At 74.9% G+C, this 16,366-nt stretch carries 17 protein-coding genes and 1 pseudogene; 6 read left to right on the top strand and 12 right to left on the bottom strand.

The features are described 5' to 3' along the window. The 6 genes from ETD96_RS24840 to ETD96_RS24815 form a co-directional block, all read right to left on the bottom strand. On the bottom strand, positions 1-325 hold a 325-nt coding region (locus ETD96_RS24840), incomplete at its 3' end, for an acyl-CoA dehydrogenase family protein (RefSeq protein ID WP_171069212.1). Further along, positions 322-1,992 (bottom strand): AMP-binding protein, encoded by a 1,671-nt coding sequence (locus tag ETD96_RS24835; protein ID WP_171069211.1) that lies wholly within the window; start codon positions 1,990-1,992, stop codon positions 322-324. The genes ETD96_RS24835 and ETD96_RS24840, both read right to left, overlap by 4 nt. Next, entirely contained in the window at positions 1,989-2,546 is a 558-nt protein-coding gene (locus tag ETD96_RS24830) for a hypothetical protein (protein ID WP_138638890.1), read from the bottom strand. The genes ETD96_RS24835 and ETD96_RS24830 overlap by 4 nt, the downstream gene beginning before the upstream one ends. Beyond that, positions 2,543-4,561, bottom strand: a complete 2,019-nt coding sequence (locus ETD96_RS24825) for a lycopene cyclase family protein (RefSeq protein WP_171069210.1) — start codon at positions 4,559-4,561, stop codon at positions 2,543-2,545. Before ETD96_RS24825 ends, ETD96_RS24830 begins: the two co-directional genes overlap by 4 nt. A 26-nt stretch (positions 4,562-4,587) precedes the next feature. Continuing rightward, positions 4,588-5,307, bottom strand: coding sequence for a hypothetical protein (locus ETD96_RS24820; protein ID WP_138638888.1), 720 nt, complete (start codon positions 5,305-5,307; stop codon positions 4,588-4,590). A 22-nt stretch (positions 5,308-5,329) separates the two neighbouring features. After that, complete coding sequence (locus tag ETD96_RS24815) at positions 5,330-6,823, bottom strand: PKD domain-containing protein (RefSeq protein ID WP_171069209.1); 1,494 nt, start codon at positions 6,821-6,823, stop codon at positions 5,330-5,332. Positions 6,824-7,110: 287 nt separating this feature from the next. Here ETD96_RS24815 and ETD96_RS24810 point away from each other — a divergent pair, with 287 nt between their 5' ends. Genes ETD96_RS24810 through ETD96_RS46030 form a run of 3 tightly spaced genes read left to right on the top strand, consistent with a single transcriptional unit; the run spans position 7,111 to position 10,348 of the window. After that, the gene (locus ETD96_RS24810; protein ID WP_138638886.1) at positions 7,111-7,749 is read left to right on the top strand and encodes a hypothetical protein; all 639 of its coding nucleotides are present in this window, start codon (positions 7,111-7,113) and stop codon (positions 7,747-7,749) included. 32 nt (positions 7,750-7,781) lie between these two features. Then, positions 7,782-9,395, top strand: a complete 1,614-nt coding sequence (locus tag ETD96_RS46035; protein ID WP_205719443.1) for a chymotrypsin family serine protease — start codon at positions 7,782-7,784, stop codon at positions 9,393-9,395. Then, a complete protein-coding gene (locus tag ETD96_RS46030; RefSeq protein ID WP_205719442.1) occupies positions 9,392-10,348 on the top strand; it encodes a polyprenyl synthetase family protein in 957 nt (318 codons plus the stop codon). The genes ETD96_RS46035 and ETD96_RS46030 overlap by 4 nt, the downstream gene beginning before the upstream one ends. Before the next feature lie 3 nt (positions 10,349-10,351). On the opposite strand, the gene ETD96_RS24800 is transcribed toward ETD96_RS46030, so the two are convergent. The 3 genes from ETD96_RS24800 to ETD96_RS24790 all read right to left on the bottom strand — a co-directional run bounded on the left by ETD96_RS24800 (position 10,352) and on the right by ETD96_RS24790 (position 11,849). After that, positions 10,352-10,915 carry a DUF4303 domain-containing protein gene (locus tag ETD96_RS24800; RefSeq protein WP_138638884.1) on the bottom strand — a complete coding sequence of 188 codons (564 nt, stop codon included), beginning with the start codon at positions 10,913-10,915 and terminating at the stop codon, positions 10,352-10,354. A gap of 7 nt (positions 10,916-10,922) precedes the next feature. Further along, positions 10,923-11,294, bottom strand: coding sequence for a VOC family protein (locus ETD96_RS24795; RefSeq protein WP_138638883.1), 372 nt, complete (start codon positions 11,292-11,294; stop codon positions 10,923-10,925). Between the two features lie 87 nt (positions 11,295-11,381). Continuing rightward, complete coding sequence (locus tag ETD96_RS24790) at positions 11,382-11,849, bottom strand: nitroreductase family deazaflavin-dependent oxidoreductase (protein ID WP_138638882.1); 468 nt, start codon at positions 11,847-11,849, stop codon at positions 11,382-11,384. A gap of 198 nt (positions 11,850-12,047) precedes the next feature. Here ETD96_RS24790 and ETD96_RS24785 point away from each other — a divergent pair, with 198 nt between their 5' ends. The 3 genes and pseudogenes from ETD96_RS24785 to ETD96_RS46875 all read left to right on the top strand — a co-directional run. Then, positions 12,048-12,656: a hypothetical protein gene (locus ETD96_RS24785; protein WP_138638881.1), complete on the top strand. Its 609-nt coding sequence runs from the start codon at positions 12,048-12,050 to the stop codon at positions 12,654-12,656. Between the two features lie 29 nt (positions 12,657-12,685). After that, positions 12,686-13,480: an SDR family NAD(P)-dependent oxidoreductase gene (locus ETD96_RS24780; RefSeq protein WP_138638880.1), complete on the top strand. Its 795-nt coding sequence runs from the start codon at positions 12,686-12,688 to the stop codon at positions 13,478-13,480. A 207-nt stretch (positions 13,481-13,687) separates the two neighbouring features. After that, positions 13,688-14,188 (top strand): annotated as a pseudogene (locus ETD96_RS46875) (oxidoreductase); the annotation flags it as partial. 250 nt (positions 14,189-14,438) lie between these two features. On the opposite strand, the gene ETD96_RS46870 reads toward ETD96_RS46875, so the two are convergent. The 3 genes from ETD96_RS46870 to ETD96_RS24765 form a co-directional block, all read right to left on the bottom strand. Further along, a complete protein-coding gene (locus tag ETD96_RS46870) occupies positions 14,439-14,660 on the bottom strand; it encodes an MmyB family transcriptional regulator (RefSeq protein WP_240808143.1) in 222 nt (73 codons plus the stop codon). Between the two features lie 22 nt (positions 14,661-14,682). Continuing rightward, positions 14,683-15,228 (bottom strand): AAA family ATPase, encoded by a 546-nt coding sequence (locus tag ETD96_RS24770; RefSeq protein WP_138638878.1) that lies wholly within the window; start codon positions 15,226-15,228, stop codon positions 14,683-14,685. A 30-nt stretch (positions 15,229-15,258) separates the two neighbouring features. Then, the coding region (locus tag ETD96_RS24765) for an aminotransferase-like domain-containing protein (protein WP_138638877.1) at positions 15,259-16,366 on the bottom strand (1,108 nt) is incomplete at its 5' end.

Below are 16,366 nucleotides of genomic sequence, written 5' to 3'. Positions count from 1 at the left end.
GCAGGACGGACCGACAGTAGCGGGCGAGGGCCGCGGCCACGGTCTCCACGACGACGCCCACGCCGATGCCGACCCCGCCCGCCCGCGCCAGTTCCTCCGCGAGGATCGCGGCGCGGCCGGGATCGCCGCCCGGCAGCGGCGTCCACCGCTCCCGGATGAGCCCGGCCCGGCCCAGCGCGGCCAGCGCCGCGCGGGGGAACTCGCCGGCCTCCTCCGCCGCCGGGGTCAGCGGCATGATCTCGTCCCGGACGGCGGCGCGCACGCGGTCCCGGAAGGCGTCCACGTGCGGGCCCGTGAGGCCGGCCGCGTAGAGCGGCCCGGTCACCGCCCGGCCCCCGCGGGCTCGGACGAGGACAGCAGCGGGCCGTCGATCTCCCCCGCGAGCAGCTTCCGCCACATCGAGCGGCGGCGCGGCTTGCCGCTGGAGGTCAGCTCGATCGCGGCGGCCCTCACCCGCACGACCCGCACGGACACGTCCGGGCCCACGAGCGGGGCGAGGCACGCGGCGACGCCCTCCGCGGACGGCGCGGCGGTGAGCACGCACACCACGGGATCGTCGTCCAAGTACCCGGCGAGGACCGCGGTCCGCCGCCGGGCCAGCAGGCCCTCCTCGGCGAGGGCCGCCTCCAGCTCCTCCACGTACACGTTGCGGCCCCGCACCTGGAGGCTGTCGCCGATGCGGCCCACGACGTAGAGCTCCCCGCCGGTCATGAAGCCCGCGTCGCCGGTGCGCAGCACGCCGTCCTCGAACCGGGTGGCGGGGTCCTCCTGCGCGCTGGTGTGGCCCAGCGCCACCGACGGGCCGGACACGGTGATCTCGCCGAGGCTCCCGTCCGGGACGGGGCGGCCGGCGTCGTCGACGATCCGCACGGTGAGCCCATCGAGGGGCGTCCCGCAGCCGACGTGCCAGACGCCGGGGCCGGCGGGTGCGCGCCGGGAGACCTCCGCCGAGCCGAGCAGCGGCAGCGGCTCCCCCATCCGGAGGGGTCCGGGGGCGACCGCGACGGCCGGCGCGGCGCGGCCCAGCGGCGCGCAGGTGACGCCGAGCGTCGCCTCGGCCAGCCCGTAGGCGGGGCGCAGCGCCGACGGCCGCAGGCCGCAGGGGGCCAGCAGGTCCAGGAACGCGGCGGCGGTGTCGAGGCGCACCCGCTCGGCGCCGGTGACGACCGCCTCGACCCCGGACAGGTCGAGCCCGGCGAGCCGCTCGGGCCGGACGCGCCGCACGACGTACTCCAGGCCGAAGTTCGGCATCAGCATCACCATGCCGGGCCGGGCGTGGTGCTCGCGGAGCCAGCGCAGCGGGTTCTGGACGAACTGCTCGGGCCGCATCAGCGCGACCGGCTCGCCCCGCACGACCGGGGTGAGCAGCCCGAAGACCAGCCCGAGGTCGTGGTGGAGCGGCAGCCAGGGCACGCCGGTTCCGGCGGACCGGCCGGCCCAGCGCCGCCCGATCATCGCGATGTTGGCCTCCAGGTTGCCCCGGCTCACGCGGACGCCGCGGACCTTGCCGCGCGATCCGGAGGTGAACTGCAGCAGGGCCGTCCCGGCGGGCGGCCATGATCCGGGCGGGGCGTCGGCCGCGGTCGAGGGCGCTAGGACGGCGCGTCCCGGCCCGGCGGCGGCGGTCGCGGTCCCGGCCAGGTCCGGGTCCGCGAGCACCAGGGCCGCGCCGGACTCGGCGATCACGTGGGCGGCGTGCTCGCGCCACCGGCGGGCGCCGCCGAGGGCTGCGGGCGGCGCGAGCGGCGCGGGGGTGCCGCCCGCGACGAGGGTCCCGAAGAACGCGGCGGCGAACCCGGGCCCGGTCCGGCGCAGGATCACCACGGCCTGTCCCGTGGTGAGGCCGCAGTCGCGCAGGTCGCGGGCGGTGGCGCGGACGTGCCCGGCCAGTGCCGCGTAGGAGACGGTCTCCCACGTCCCGTCCTCGGCGAGGAAACGCAGGCCGGTCGACTCCGACGGCGCGTCGAGCCAGTCCAGGAGCCCGGCGGTCACGGCAGGTCCAGGGTGAGCCGCAGGTCGCGGTGCAGTTCCATCCAGACCTCGTGGTACGAATCGCAAAGGACGCCCGTGAGCGCCCTGGCGTCCCCGGCCTCGAAGCGGTCGCGGGCGGCGGTGAGGCGGCTCGCGTACCCGGCGTAGCGGCCTCGGGCGCCGGCCATGTCCGCCGCCACCGTGAGCAGTTCCCGGTGCAGGTCAGCCAATTCCGTTCGGACGTCCGCCTCGGCGGCCTCCTTTCGCTGCCAGCGGGTGCACAGCTCCTTCACGCGGAGGTCGAGGGGGACGAACCGGTCGTGGCAGGCGTGCAGCACCCTGGCGGCGTCGGGGGTGAGGTCGGCGCGCACCTCCGCGGCGTGCCGCGACCGGCCCGGATCGGTGACCCGCCACAGCTCGCGGGCGGTGACGAAGACCGCGGCGCCCGCGGCGGCGAGGTCCCGCACCGCGGGCAGGACGGCGGACTCCGGCCTCCCGGTCATCAGGCTGAGATGCGCCGTCCCGGCCATGCCCTTCACGCACAGCGCGTGCAGCACCTCGAACGCGTCCGTCATGAGCGCGCCCCGGCCGAGGCGGGGACGTCCAGGGCGGGCGCGGCCATCGCCTCGGCGAAGCTCCGCAGGATGCGCGCGGGCATCTCCTCCGCCACCTCGGCCGCGGCCTTCCGCGCGAGTTCCAGTTCCTCCCGGCAGGCGGCGACCGCGACGGCGAGGGCCTCGTCGCGCAGCCGCGGGTCGGCGGCGACCTGGCCGGCGGTGAGGCCGGGCGCGCCGAGCAGGTCGGGCAGGGCCGAGACGCGGCCGTCGAGCAGCGCCCCCAGCGAGGTGTCCAGGCGGGTGCGCAGGCCGCGGACGGCCAGGACGTCCTCGGCGTGGACGAAGACCCGGCCGCAGTGCCGTCCGAACTCGCGGAGCGGGGCGACGGTCGCGGAGGGGGCGTCCGCCAGCAGCGCGCCGGCCCGCAGCGGGTACTCGAACATCGCCGCGAACACGTCGGTGGCCGAGGTGCCCGGGGCCCCGTCCAGGTACCGGGCCCGCAGCACCGTCAGCTCCGCGAGCCAGTCGGAGAACGACCACGACAGCTCGGGCGCGTGCTCGGCGACCAGCGTGCACGCCTGGGCGAGGAGGAAGTCCCCGGCGAGGACGGTGGTGGCCGACGCCCAGTCGACGCCGCGCCCGCCGGGCGGCGCGGGCGCCGCCGGGCCGAGGAAGGCCAGCCCGCCGAGCGACGCCAGCTCGATCGCCGAACCGGTCGGGGCGTGCCCGATGTCGGGGAACCCGCCGGTGCTCATGAGGCCGGCGCACAGCAGCGCCGCCGGGCGCAGGCGGCGGTGGGTGGGGCCGGCCCCGGTGATGAGCATCCGCGCGATGAACGGCCACTCGCCCCGGACCGCCGCGACCGACACCTCGTCGCAGCCCGCGAGGAACGGCCGCAGCACCAGCGACTCGCGCGGGCCCGGGTCGAGGGGCTCGGCGGCGGTCACGCCCGCGATGCCCTCGGGCAGCAGCACGGCGCGGCGGCCCTTGCCGAAGAACGGATGGTCGCTCTCGGCGGTCGCGGCGAGCACCCGCCAGGCGAGGTGGTACCGCCGGGCCGCGTGCCGGGCCGTCTCGAAGTAGCCGACGAACGCGCGGGTGAGCGCCGCGCGGTAGGCGCCCGCGGCCTTCCCGGGGTCGCCGGGGTGCCGGGCGATGGACTCGGCGGCGAGCAGGCCGCTCTGCACCGCGTAGCTGAGCCCCTCGCCGGTGAACGGGTTGACGAGGCCGGCGGCGTCGCCGACCGCCAGGCGGCCGTCCTCGGCCGCGCGCTCGGGGGCGAAGCCGCTGTCGACCGGGCCCCACGACAGCGGGCCGTCCGGGCGGATTCCGGCGAACCGGGGGTCGGCCTCGGCGAGCCCGGCGAGCGCCCCGGCCATCAGGGACCCGGCGTCCGGGCCGCCGCCGGTGACGCCGATGGTGAACCCGCCGCCGGAGCCGGGCAGCACCCAGACGCAGGACGGCTGGGCCTTGGGGTCGTTGCCCGCGGGCGTGACGAGCTGGAGGACGATCCGCCCGCCGGGCGCGGCGCCGGTGAAGCGCTGCGCGCACTGCAGACGGGCCCCTTCTCCGCCGGACGCGTCGTTCGGCGCCGGGCCGGTGGCGAGGACGGCGTGGCGAGCGTTGATCACCGTCCCGTCGGCGAGGACCGCGCGGTGCCCGTCGGCGGTGCGGCGCAGGTCCGCCACCTGTCCGGCCAGCGGCACGGCACCCGCCTCGGTCGCAGCGCGGCGTAGCGACGCCAGCAGCCGGTCGCGGTCGCACACGGCCATCCCGGCGTCGTCGATCACGCGCCGGGTGCGGGCGCCGAACCACAGGTCGAGCTCCCCGGCCGGGCGCGGGAACGCCTCGTCCCAGCCGCCGAGCGCCGTCAGCGCGTGGCGGGCCGGGCCGCTGACGAGCACGTCGTGGACCGTTCCCCCGGACGGGGCGTCCACCAGCAGCGTCCGCAGGCCCCGGCGGGCGAGGGCGGCGGCGGCAGCGGCTCCGGCGGGGCCGCCGCCGGCGACCAGCACATCGACCGGCTCGGTCACAGGCATCTCCAGTGTGTCGGCGACCGTCATCGGTCGGTGAACAGGACGTGGACGGACGCGCCCAAGGCCGGCGGCCCGGCGACGGCGTACAGCAGCCAGGGCGCCAGGGTCTGCGTGTCGACGACGGTGACGAGCGCCGCCAGCACGAACGGCGCGGTGAGCGCCGCGCCGGCCTTGTGGCCTGCGAACAGCAGCAGCACCGGCGCCGCCGTCAGGGCCACGCCCGCCAAGCCCGCCACCAGGCGCGCGGTCGCCTGCCGGTGCGCCTCCTCCTCGCTGAACGAGCTCATGAAGGGCACGGCGTCCGACACGGCGGCCAGCAGGATGCTCCCCGCGACGGCGACCACGGCGAACACCACCACCGCGAGGAGCGTCACCGGCGTCCTCGGCACCAGGACCGTGCGCAGCGCCATCGCCACGCCCACCGGCATCGTGATCAGGCACGGCAGGAAGGCGGCGGTGTCATGGGCGACGCCCGGCGCGACCAGCAGCGCGGGGACGAGCGCGGTGACCAGCACGGCGAGGGCGGGGCCGCGCTCTCCGGCGAGGAGGAGCAGCAGGGCGCCGGCGGCGGTCCCGGCGGCGGCCAGGTAGACGACCACCCGGTCGTGCTGGAGCGGCCGCTCCGCGACGCGGGCGGGCTGGCCGGACCAGTCGTACGCGCCCTTGAGCACCAGCAGCCCCGCGACGGCCACCAGCACGCAGGCGGGCACCGTCAGCGCCGCCGTCCTGGCCTGCACGTCCACGCCCGGCCTCCGCGACCGCAGGTCATTCGCCGATCGTGACGGGCGCGGCCGCGTCGAACCCGAGCTGGCCGTCGTCGCCGGTGACCGCGAGGCTGGCGACGTAGGTGCCCGGCGCGGTGTAGGTGTGGGTGACCTTCGCGCCCGTCGCGAACGTCCCGTCGGCGAACTCCCACAGGTAGCGCTTCACCTCGCCGCCGGCCGAGCCGGACGACCCGGAGGCGTCCAGGACGACCGTGCGGGGGCCGGTCCGCGTCACGGTCGCCTTCGCCACCGGAGGGCTCTTGGGCTTGGCCAGCTCGGTCGTCGTCACGCGGACCTTCGCCGGGCGGTCACCGCCGGTCAGCTCGACCTTCCAGCCGCCCGCCGCGGCGCCGGGCACGTACACGCTGTCGTAGACGGCCCGCTTGGTGCTGTTGCGGCGGTGCCGGGCGCGGGGCGCCTGCGCGCCGTCCGGCGCCAGCACCCGCACCTTGACGTCCCCCTCCGCCCAGGTCGCGCCGAACCCGGCGCCGAGGCCGCCGCCCCGCAGCGTCACCGGGACCTGGACCTTCTGCCCCGGCTGGACGGTGACGTCGGACGCCTGCCGGGTCACGCCCGCGTCGCCCGCCACCCGCGGCGCGGCGGTCGGCCGCAGGAACGCCTCCTTGATGATGCAGGCGGTGTTGGCGTAGCCGGCCCGGGTCGGGTGGAACGAGTCGTTGATGCTCCTGGGCACGATCCCGTTGAGGAACCGCTCCTGGCCCTTGGGCGGGCAGATCTCGTGGCCGTCCGTCGAGTGGTAGAGGTCGACGGGCACGGCCCCGGCGACGGTGGCCGAGGTGACGAGGTAGTTGTCGAGGCGCTGCACCCACTGGTTCATCCACAGCTGGTCGGTGAGCCGGATCATCTGGCAGCGCTTCACCGGGAGCGGGACGGTCGAGGTGCCGTCGGACCCTCCCTCGTCGGGGAAGAACTTGGGGTAGGTCGGCACAAAGATCTTCGCCTGGGGGGAGCGCTCCCGTACCTGCTTGAAGACCGCCTGCAGCAGGTTGGCGTTCTGCGCGGTGCCCTCGTCGAGCTTGGCGAACGCCGCCTGGAGCCCGGGGTCCTGGGATGCCTCGCACGTCCTGATCGCCGAGACCTTGATGCACGCCTGGACGGTGTCGGCGAATCCCATGTCGTTGCCGGAGACCCCGAGCGTCACGTGCGAGACGTCATCGCCGAGCGTGGCGAGCTGGGACGCCTCCCCCGACTTGCCGTTGCGGACGTCGGCGATGGTGGCGCCGCTGCACGCGACGAACGAGAGGTTGCCGCCGAGCACGCCGTCCTTCGCGAGCAGCGGGGCGTACGCCCACGGCGACCGGCTGCAGTCGCCGCTGGCGGAGAGGTAGTCGCCGGCGCCGACGCCGGCCTGGTAGGAGTCGCCCATCGCCACCCAGCGGCCGGGTGCCGCGGCGGGCGCCGCCGGCGCCACCGCCGACGATGCCGCGAAGGCGACGACGCAGGTTCCCGCGATGAAAAGGCCGCGCTGCCGCATGCACATCCCCCAGCCAGGAGAAGAGCCCTCGCATCGGATGTGTGCGAACGCCCCGGACGCAATCGCCATGATCGGAACATTTGACGATCTTGGTGTCAACGGCCGGGCGCGCGCTTGACATTTACTGCCGACCCCCCGGACTTTCCTTGGCGAATTTCGCCAAGCCGGCCCCCATTCGGGGCACATACGGCCGAATTCGGTCAACATTCCCATGTTTAGCGATCTCCGGGTTAGCGTGCGCCTGATGATCGACTCGGGCGCCCGCCCGGCTACGGAACGGTGGTCAGATGGACTCCGCCGCACACACCGCACCGCCTGATCGCGACAGGCCGCCCGCCCCCGTCACCCGCCGCCGGTTCCTCGGCCGGACGGCGATCGCCGGCTCCGTCGCGGTCGCCGCCGGGTCGACCCTGGCCGGGTCCGGGTCCGTCCCGTCCGGGCACGCGGCCGCCGCGAGCACGCCGGGCGCCGGCGCCGCGCCCGCGCCGCCCGCGGCACCGCTCGACCGGCAGCGGGAGATGCTGCTGCAGGCGGCGCGGGCCGGCGCCGTCTACCCGATCGAGTTCCGCGGCTTCGGCGAGTCCGCCCGCGGGACGGCCCGCGTCACCGCGGCCCGCCTGCTGGCCGCCGAGCGGCGGCTCGACCCCGCGCGCCTCGCACGGGCGCGGGCCGGCGCGGACGCGCTGATCGCGCAGGGCCTGTTCGGCGCGCCGCAGGGGCGCCTGCTGGCGGGCATCGGACGGCACGCGGCGCAGGCCGGCGACGCGGCCCAGAAGGACCTCCGGGCGTTCGTGGCGCTCGGCGTCGCGACACTGTCGCCCCACTTCGACCCGGCCGACGACGCCATGGCGGAGATCTGGCTCGGGGGGCTCGGCCGGGAGCACCGGCTCGGCCGGCAGCCGCAGCCCATCGCGCACCGGAACTGACCGGCGCGACCAGGAACCGACGACGGAGGACCATGGAACTCTGCGCCGACGACCACGGCAGGCTGGAACGCGCCAGGCAGCAGATCTACGACGCCCACGGCGACGACCCGAACGTCACCGGGGTCGGCATCGGCTTCCGCCGCCGCGCCGGGGAGTGGACCGGCCGGCCCGCCGTCGTCGTGCTGGTCGGCAAGAAGCGCCGCGAGGCCCTGGTGTCGCGCCGCCGCCTGCTGCCGCGCACCGTCGAGGTCGACGGCACGACCTACGAGGTCGACGTGGAGCAGGCCGGGCCGTTCTCCGCCGGGGTGCAGACAGCCCTCGCGCCGGCGCGGGCGCCGCTCGCGCCGGCGGGGGTGTCCGACCCGATCACGGGCCGGATGCGGCCGCCGCGGCAGGGCGCCAGCATCTCCAACCCCGTCGACGGGACGACGGCCGGCACGCTCGGCCTGTTCGTCATCGACAACACCGACGACACCGTCTGCCTGCTGACCTGCAACCACGTGATCGCGCGCATGGGGCGCGGCAAGGTCGGCGAGCCGATCGTCCAGCCCGGCACCTACGACGGCGGCACGTCGGCGGACGCCATCGCGAAGCTGAAGCGCTGGGCGCCCATCAGCCCGGCGGGCACGCGGGTCGACGGCGCGATCGCGCAGCTGACCGACCAGAGCGCCTACACCCTGGAGGTCGCGAAGGACCTCATGGCGCCCGTCTCCGCCACCCATCCGGTCGTCGGCATGGCCGCGGCCGGCGACTCCTTCGGCGGCAACCTGCTGACCCGGATGGACGCCACGCTGGAGGCCCTCAACGTGCGCCTTCCGCTCGGCCAGCGGGCGGCGGTGTCGGAGGCCGGCCTGCCCTGCGCGGGGCCGGTGCTGGGGCTCGCCGACCCCCAGCCCGGGATGAAGATCGAGAAGGTCGGGCGGACGACCGGCTACAGCTCCAGCGAGATCGTCGCGATCGGCGTGCAGGCGGTCGTCAGCACGCCGATCGGGGACATCCCCTACCAGGACATGATCTACACCGAGTTCCTCATCGCGGCCGGCGACTCCGGGTCGATCGTGTTCGCGGGCGGCAACGGCGACACGCATGTGATGCCCGAATCCCAGTCGGAATGCAAGATACTTCCGGTGCTGAGCGATTACTACCGGCTGCCGCTGGTCGAGGACAATCCGATCGCCGACAAGGTGCGCGACGACTTCTTCATGCAGACCATGACCGGAAGGCTGCTGGTCGAACTCACCTATGTGAACTCCGAGGCGCTCATAGACCGGTTGAAGGACCGGCAGGCGCAATCGTCCGAAGTGGTGTACGCAAAGCAGTACTACGACAAATATCACGACTTCATGGAGGGCGTGCTCAACGACCCGGATTCCGCGGAGGTCGTCACCCAGGAGCACCTCGACGACGCCGAGGTCGTCATCGGCGGCCTCGCGCAGAGCGGTGTCCTGAAACCGCCCGAGGTGCAGCTCGCCGTCCAGCTGTACCGGCAGTCGCTCGAACCCACGCTCGGGATGACCAGGCGGGAGGTCGTGGCGTACATGAGCAATCCCGCCGTCTACAGCCAGGTCTACGAGGCCGTCGAGGCGACCGACGGCATCGAGTTGAACGCGCCCTTCAAGCAGATGCCGCCGGAGCCGACCTCGTGACCGCCGTCCAGAGCCCGGCCCCCGGCACGGAGGCGGACTACCCCGCCCGGGTCCTGGCGCGCGTCGACGAGCTGGCCGCGGGGCTCGGCCCGTCGCTGCGCGGCCCGGTGGCGGCGCTGGCGGCCAACCCGGGCAAGAGCCTGCGCTCGGGCCTGCTCGCGGCCTGCGTGGGCGACGCGCCCGTGGACCCGGCCCGGATGGTCAGGCTGGGCGCGCTGGTGGAGCTCGTCCATCTGGCGTCGCTGATCCACGACGACGTGGTCGACCGGGCGGCGCTGCGGCGCGGGCAGCCGACCGCGCACACGCTCGTCGGCCCCGAACGGGCGTCCCTCGCGGGGCTGGCCGCCTTCGCGCTGGCCGGGACCGAGTCGGCCGAGCTCGGCGCCGGGGTCGACATGCTGGTCAGCCGGACGCTGCGCGAGCTCGCCCACGGCCAGCTGCTGGACATCGAGCGGACCTTCGACACCGCCTATCCGCTCCAGGACTACCTGGAGCTCACCGAGCGCAAGACCGGCGTCCTGTTCCAGATGACCTGCCTGCTGGGCGCCGCCGAGGCCGGCCGCGCCGAATCCGAGGTCGCGGCGCTCGCGCTGTTCGGCCGCGAGTTCGGGATCGCCTTCCAGATGCTGGACGACTGCCTCGACCTCACCCCCGGCGAACTCGACAAGTCCGTCGGCACCGACCACATGCTGGGCCTCTTCGGCGCGCCCACGCTGGCCGCGCTCGCCGCCGACGACTCCGGCGCCCTGGCCGCGCTCCTGCTGTCGCCGGACTTCACCGCCGACGACCTGCCGGCCGTGCGCGCGCTCGTCCAGTCGTCCGGCGGCCTCGACCAGGCGATGGCGCTCGCGCACGAGCACCTCGACCGTGCGCGCGCCGCCCTGGACGGCGTCGGCGAGGACGCCAGGACGGCGATCCTCGCCATCCTGACGAAGGTCGAGGCCCGGCTGTGACGGTCAGGCGCCCAGGTCACGCTCCAGCCGCGCGAAGGCCGCGGCCGGGTTGAGCCGCCGCGCGTTCCCCAGGACGTCCTCGTCGGTCTGGTCCCCCTGGAGGATGTTCACGACCACCCGCTCGCGCTCGGCGCCCCGCCCGAACAGCCCCTCCTCGTCCAGCCGGCCGAGCGCGCGGAAGCACGCCTCGAACCGCCCGTCGACCTCCGCGTAGAAGGCGTCCCGGTCCTGGTCGTCGAGGCGCTGCCAGGGGTCGCCGCGCTCGTTCAGCAGCTCCAGGACGCCCTCGAAGTGCTCCTCGCCCAGCATGTGGTACGGCGAGTCGGCCGGGCTCCACCGCAGCCCGGCGGCCTGCTCCTCCACCGTCCCGCCGAACTCCGCGACATAGCGCTCCGCGACCCGCAGCAGCCCCTCCTCGGTTCCGCACGTGGGCAGGATGTAGGCCGCGAACACATCGGAGTACAGCGCGAAGCTGTAGAAGGTCTCCCCGCGGTTCCGCTCCCGCGCCTGCAGGAACGCGGCCCGCCCCGCCGTCACCAGCCGGTCCGCCAGCTCGTCGAAGGACATCCTGAGATCATCCGAGCCGGGCGCGCAGGAGGCAGAACTCGTTGCCCTCCGGGTCCTGGAGGACGACCCAGCTCTCCTCCCCGGTCTGCCCGACGTCCGCGTGCCGTGCCCCCGCGGCCAGCAGCCGCTCCAGCTCGGCGTCCTGGTCCCGGTCCGTCGCGTTCACGTCGATGTGCAGCCGCAGCTTCCCGGGGGTCGGCGCCTCGCTGCGGCTGAGGACGAGCGTCGGCTGGAGGCCGCCGAACCCCTCCCGCGGACCGATCTCGACGTCGCCGTCCTCCCGGTGGAGCACCACGTACCCGAGGACCTCGCACCAGAACGCGGCGAGCGCCTCGGGGTCCCGGCAGTCGAGCACCAGCTCACTGATCCGACAGGCCATGCCCACTCCCCTTCATCACGGACCGTCCATGAAACAGGAGAATGATCAACACCGCACACTCGGCCCGCGGCGGCTCCCGCCCGGCGGTCACCGCCCGGTGAGGCGGACGACCGGGTACTCGCGCTCGGACTTGCTCTGGTACTTGGCGATGCGCGGCTGCGCCTCGGCGATGCGCCGCCACGCCCGCTCGCGGTCGGCGCCGTCGAGGCGCTGCGGCGTCACCGGGACGGGCTCCCGGCCGGGCAGCTCGATCGTCGCCCGGTCGGGGTTCGCCATCAGGTTGTCGAACCAGTCCGGGTTCCGGCTTCCGCCGCCGGACGCGACGATCAGCCGGGCGTCTCCCTCGTCCGGGAACCACGCCACGGGCGTCTCGCGCGGCTGCCCGCTCCGGGAGCCGATCGTGTTCAGGATCAGCACGTCCATGCCCATGAACGTGCCGCGCCCCTTGCGGACCTTGCGGGCCATGCGCGCGTTCGCGCGGTGCTGCATCCACCGCGACAGCGCCCCCGGCGTCCCGGGCCGGCGCCCGCCGGCCGCCTGATTGCTCTCTGTCATCGGACTACCTCCAGCCCCTCCCTGCCCGGAGAGAGGTCGAGTAAGTGGTGATCTCTATGCCGGTTCACGCTAGGCGCGGCCCGCCGGCCGGCGCTTCTCGATTCCTGACCACTCCTGGAGGTGCGGGGCTTGCCCGTGATCTCGGGGTGGGTCACTCTCCTGATATGAGCGTCGATCTCGCATGAAGGCGGGCGATCCATGGCCAGAGGCGGCTCGCGGCGGTCCGATGAGCAGTCCGGGTACTCGCTGACCTACCAGTGCTCCCCGCCCGGAGGGATCTCCCTCCTCGTACTGGTCCTGGTCGTGGGGGTGCTGTGCGCGCTCGTCACGCCGGCCATGGACGCGGGCGTGCCGACCTTCTGGCTGAACCTCGCCAGTGTCCTCGCCGGCGCCTTCATCTGGTCCGGACCGGCGCGCCGGGTCGTGCTGACGGACGGAGGCCACCTGCTCGTCACCGGGTTCGGGCAGCATGTCGACGTCGAGGCCCGCAGCATCACCTCGGTCAGCGTCTCCAGATGGGCGCGCCTCGGGTTCGGGTCCGCGGTCGTCCACTGGACCGGCGGGGAGTTCCGGATCTGGCGGAGCATGAGGTTCACACCTGAACCGCGGCACTCCCCATGGTCCTTGAAGTACGTCACCGGGCGCGGGGGCAAGGACTTCGGCGACCTGGTGTACCGCCTCCGCCTGTGCAATCCGGCGCTGGCCATCGAGGGCGTGAGGCCGCCGGCCTGGGCCCTGCCGCCGCCGATGCCCCTGCCCCCGCCGATGCCCATGCCTCCGCCGATGCCCCGGCCTCCGCAGGGGTGATCGTCGCGGCGGTGGGAACGCTCGGTGCCATGCGCATCGATCTCACCGGACGGACCGCCTTCGTGAGCGGCTCCACGCAGGGCATCGGCCGTGCCATCGCCGCCGGGCTGGCACGGTCCGGGGCCACCACAGTGATCAACGGCCGTTCCGAGCGAAGCGTCGAGGAGGCACTGCGGGCGCTCCGCGGCGACCTCCCGGACGCCCGGCTGCACGGCGTCGCCGCCGACGTCGCCACCGCCGAGGGCGCGCGGGCGGTCACCGAGGCGCACCCCGGCGTCGACATCCTGGTCAACAACCTCGGCATCTTCGAGGCGCGCCCCACACTGGAGATCGACGACGCGGAGTGGCGGCGGTACTTCGAGGTCAACGTGCTGTCCGGGATCCGCCTCGCCCGCCTCTACCTGCCCGGCATGGTCGACCGGGGCTGGGGCCGGGTGCAGTTCATCGCCAGCGACTCGGCCGTGGCGATCCCGGCGGAGATGGTGCACTACGGCATGTCGAAGACGGCGCTGCTCGCCGTGTCCCGCGGCTACGCGAAGGCCGTCGCCGGGACGGGCGTCACGGTGAACACAGTGCTGGCCGGCCCGACCCACACCGGCGGCGTCGAGGACTTCGTGGCCGACATGGTCGGCGACGAACTGCCGTGGGACGAGCGGCAGCGCCGCTTCATGGCCGAGCACCGCCCGAACTCGCTGCTGCGGCGGCTCATCGAGCCGGAGGAGATCGCGAACATGGTCGTCTACCTCGGCTCCGAGCACGCGTCCGCCACGACGGGCGGCGCGCTCCGGGTGGACGGCGGCTACGTCGACGCGATCCTGCCCTGACGCGCCGCCCGCCGACCTCCGCAAGGGGGCCGCCGTTGCCTGGTCACCGGTTGAGTAGCCAGAAGCGGGTGCTGGGCCCGCCGTCCGCCGTCCCGCAGGCTTGGGGCCGTATCCGAACCCCAGAGTATTGGAGGACGTGGTGGATCGGTTCCCGGAACTCTTCGAGCCGCTCACGCTCGGCAGCTGGAGGCGCCGAACCGGCTGGTGATGGCGCCGATGACGCGCAGCAGGGCGGCCGGCGGGCGGGTGGACGGCCTGACCGCGCGGTACTACGCCCAGCGGGCCTCCGCCGGGCTGATCGTGACCGAGGCGATCCAGGTCAGCGACATCGGGCAGGGCTACATCCAGACGCCCGGGCTGCACACCGCCGAGCAGGTCGCGGCGTGGCGGCGGGTCACCGAGGCCGTGCACGCCGAGGGCGGGACGATCGTCGCGCAGCTCGTGCACTGCGGCCGGATCGGGCATCCGGTCCTGTACCGCGACGGCGCCGTGCCCGTCGCGCCCTCGGCGGTCCCGTCCGGCGAGCAGCTGTTCACCCCGGACGGCATGCTGGACCATCCGACGCCGCGGGAGATGACCGCCGGCGACATCGCCGCCACCGTCGCCGACTTCGCCGCCGCGGCCCGCAACGCCATGGACGCGGGCTTCGACGAGGTGGAGGTGCACGGCGCGAACGGCTTCCTGCTGCACCAGTTCCTCTGCGACGGCACCAACCGGCGCACGGACGGCTACGGCGGCTCCATCCCGGGCCGGATCCGGTTCGCACGCCGCTGGCCTACCTGCACGTCTTCGAGCTGCTCACCCGCGACGTCACCCGGATCGTCCGGGAGGAGTGGCCGGGGCGGCTCGTCCTGTGCCCGCACCCGACCGCCGACTCCTTCCCCGCCACCCCGGAGACGGGGGCGGCGGCGCTGCGCGAGGGCGTGGCCGACGCCGTGGCGCTGGCGCGGCTCCGGGGTCAGTGGAACGAGATGTCCGGCGCGGCGCGGGCGGCGAGGCGGCGGAGCCGCTCCCAGGCCGGCGTGTCCGGCTCGGCCGAGTACAGCAGGATGCTCAGCCCCGGCTCGTCGGGCAGCAGGACGCGCTGGTAGTCGAGTTCCATGACGCCCACCTCCGGATGGTGCAGGACGAAGCTGCCGTCGCCGGCGGACCACTCCTCCACCCCGTGCTCCAGCCACATCTTCTCGAACTCCGGGCTGAGGTCAGAGGCGCAGCCGGAGGCGGCCGGAGGCGATGGCCTCCGCGACGCGGCGCTCGGTCCCGGCGGCGTCCTCGGCGGAGGTGTCGAGGACGTGGGGCTCCAGTTCGCCGAGGTCGGCGAACTGGTCCCACATCGTCAGGATCGGGTGCCGGTCCACCAGCGCGTCCGGCGCGGTCCGCGCCTGGGCGCGGGCGAGCGCGACGTCGCGCGCCGGGCGCAGGACCGCGTAGTGGACGGGCACCCGCGGGTGGAGCCGTGCCTGCTCGCGGAAGTGGCCGAGCATCCACGGGCCGACGACCCCGTCCACGACCGTGGTGAACCCTCCGGCCGCGTAGGTGAACGCGGCGCCGGCGATGACGTCCATGACGGTCTCGTTCTGCGCGCGGGACGCGGGCTCGTAGGGCGGGATCGCTCCGGCGGCGATGTAGTGCCAGAAGTCGTCGGTGTGCAGGTGGACGGCCTTGGGATGGCGGCGGGCGATCCGCGCCGCGACCGTCGACTTGCCGGCGCCCGGCGGGCCGGTCAGGAGGGTGACGCTGCTGGGCATGCGTCAACCCTAGGGCGGAGCGCGATGGGCTCAGGACCCCAGGACGGCGCACAGGGCGTCCAGGGCGGGCTTGTAGGCGGAGGCGAGGGGCGTGCTGTAGCCGATGATGAAGCCCTGCGGGCGGTCGGCCGGGTCGTGCCAGTGGGCGCGGAGGGGCATGAGGGCGAGGTCGCGGGACGCGGCGCGGTCCATGATCTCGTCTTCGTCGGGGCCGCCCGGCGGGAGCAGGACCAGGGCGTGCAGGCCGGCGGCGATGCCCTGGACGCGGACGTGCGGCACGCGGGCGAGCAGCGTCTCCACCAGCAGGTCGCGGCGGCGCCGGTAGCGGAGCCGGGACGCGCGGACGTGCCGGTCGTAGGCGTGGCCGCCGATGAGGTCGGCGAGGACGAGCTGGGCGAGCGACTGCGTGTGCGCGTCGGCGAGGAGCTTCGCCTCGGCGAAGGGCTCGACGAGGTGCGCGGGCAGCACGAGCCAGGCGAGGCGCAGTGCCGGGGCGAGGGTCTTGGACGCGGTGCCGCCGTAGACGACGTGGTCCGGGGCCATGCCCTGGAGGGCGCCGACGGGCTGCCGGTCGTAGCGGAACTCGCCGTCGTAGTCGTCCTCGACGATGAGCGCGCCGGTGTCGCGGGCCCAGGCGGCGAAGGCGCGGCGGCGGTCCGGGTGGAGGGTCGCGCCGGACGGGTACTGGTGCGCCGGGGTGAGGACGGCCGCGCCGGCCCGGTCGAGGCCCTCGGGGCGGGCGCCCTCGCCGTCCACGGGGAGCGGGACGACGCCGAGCCCGGCGCGGCCGACGATGGCGCGGTGGAAGAAGTGGCCCGGTTCCTCCATCGCGATCGCCGAGGTGCCCGCGTCCCGCAGGACGGCGGCGAGGAGGCCGAGGGCCTGGGCGTACCCGGAGGTGATCACGATCCGGGCGGGGTCGGCCCGGACGCCCCGCGTCCGGCCGAGGTAGCCGGCGAGGGCCGCGCGCAGTTCGGGGCGGCCGCGCGGGTCGCCGAGCGCGTGCGCGCCGGGCGGCGCGGACGCTAGGACCCGGCGCGTCGAGCGCAGCCACGCGGCGGTCGGGAACGCGCTCAGGTCGGGGCGGCCCGGCCGAAGGTCGTGCGCGGGTTCGCGGGGCTGACTCTTATACACATCT

This window comes from Actinomadura geliboluensis, assembly GCF_005889745.1.
GTDB classification, from domain to species: Bacteria; Actinomycetota; Actinomycetes; order Streptosporangiales; family Streptosporangiaceae; genus Spirillospora; species Spirillospora geliboluensis.
This window is presented reverse-complemented; position numbering and strand designations above follow the sequence as displayed.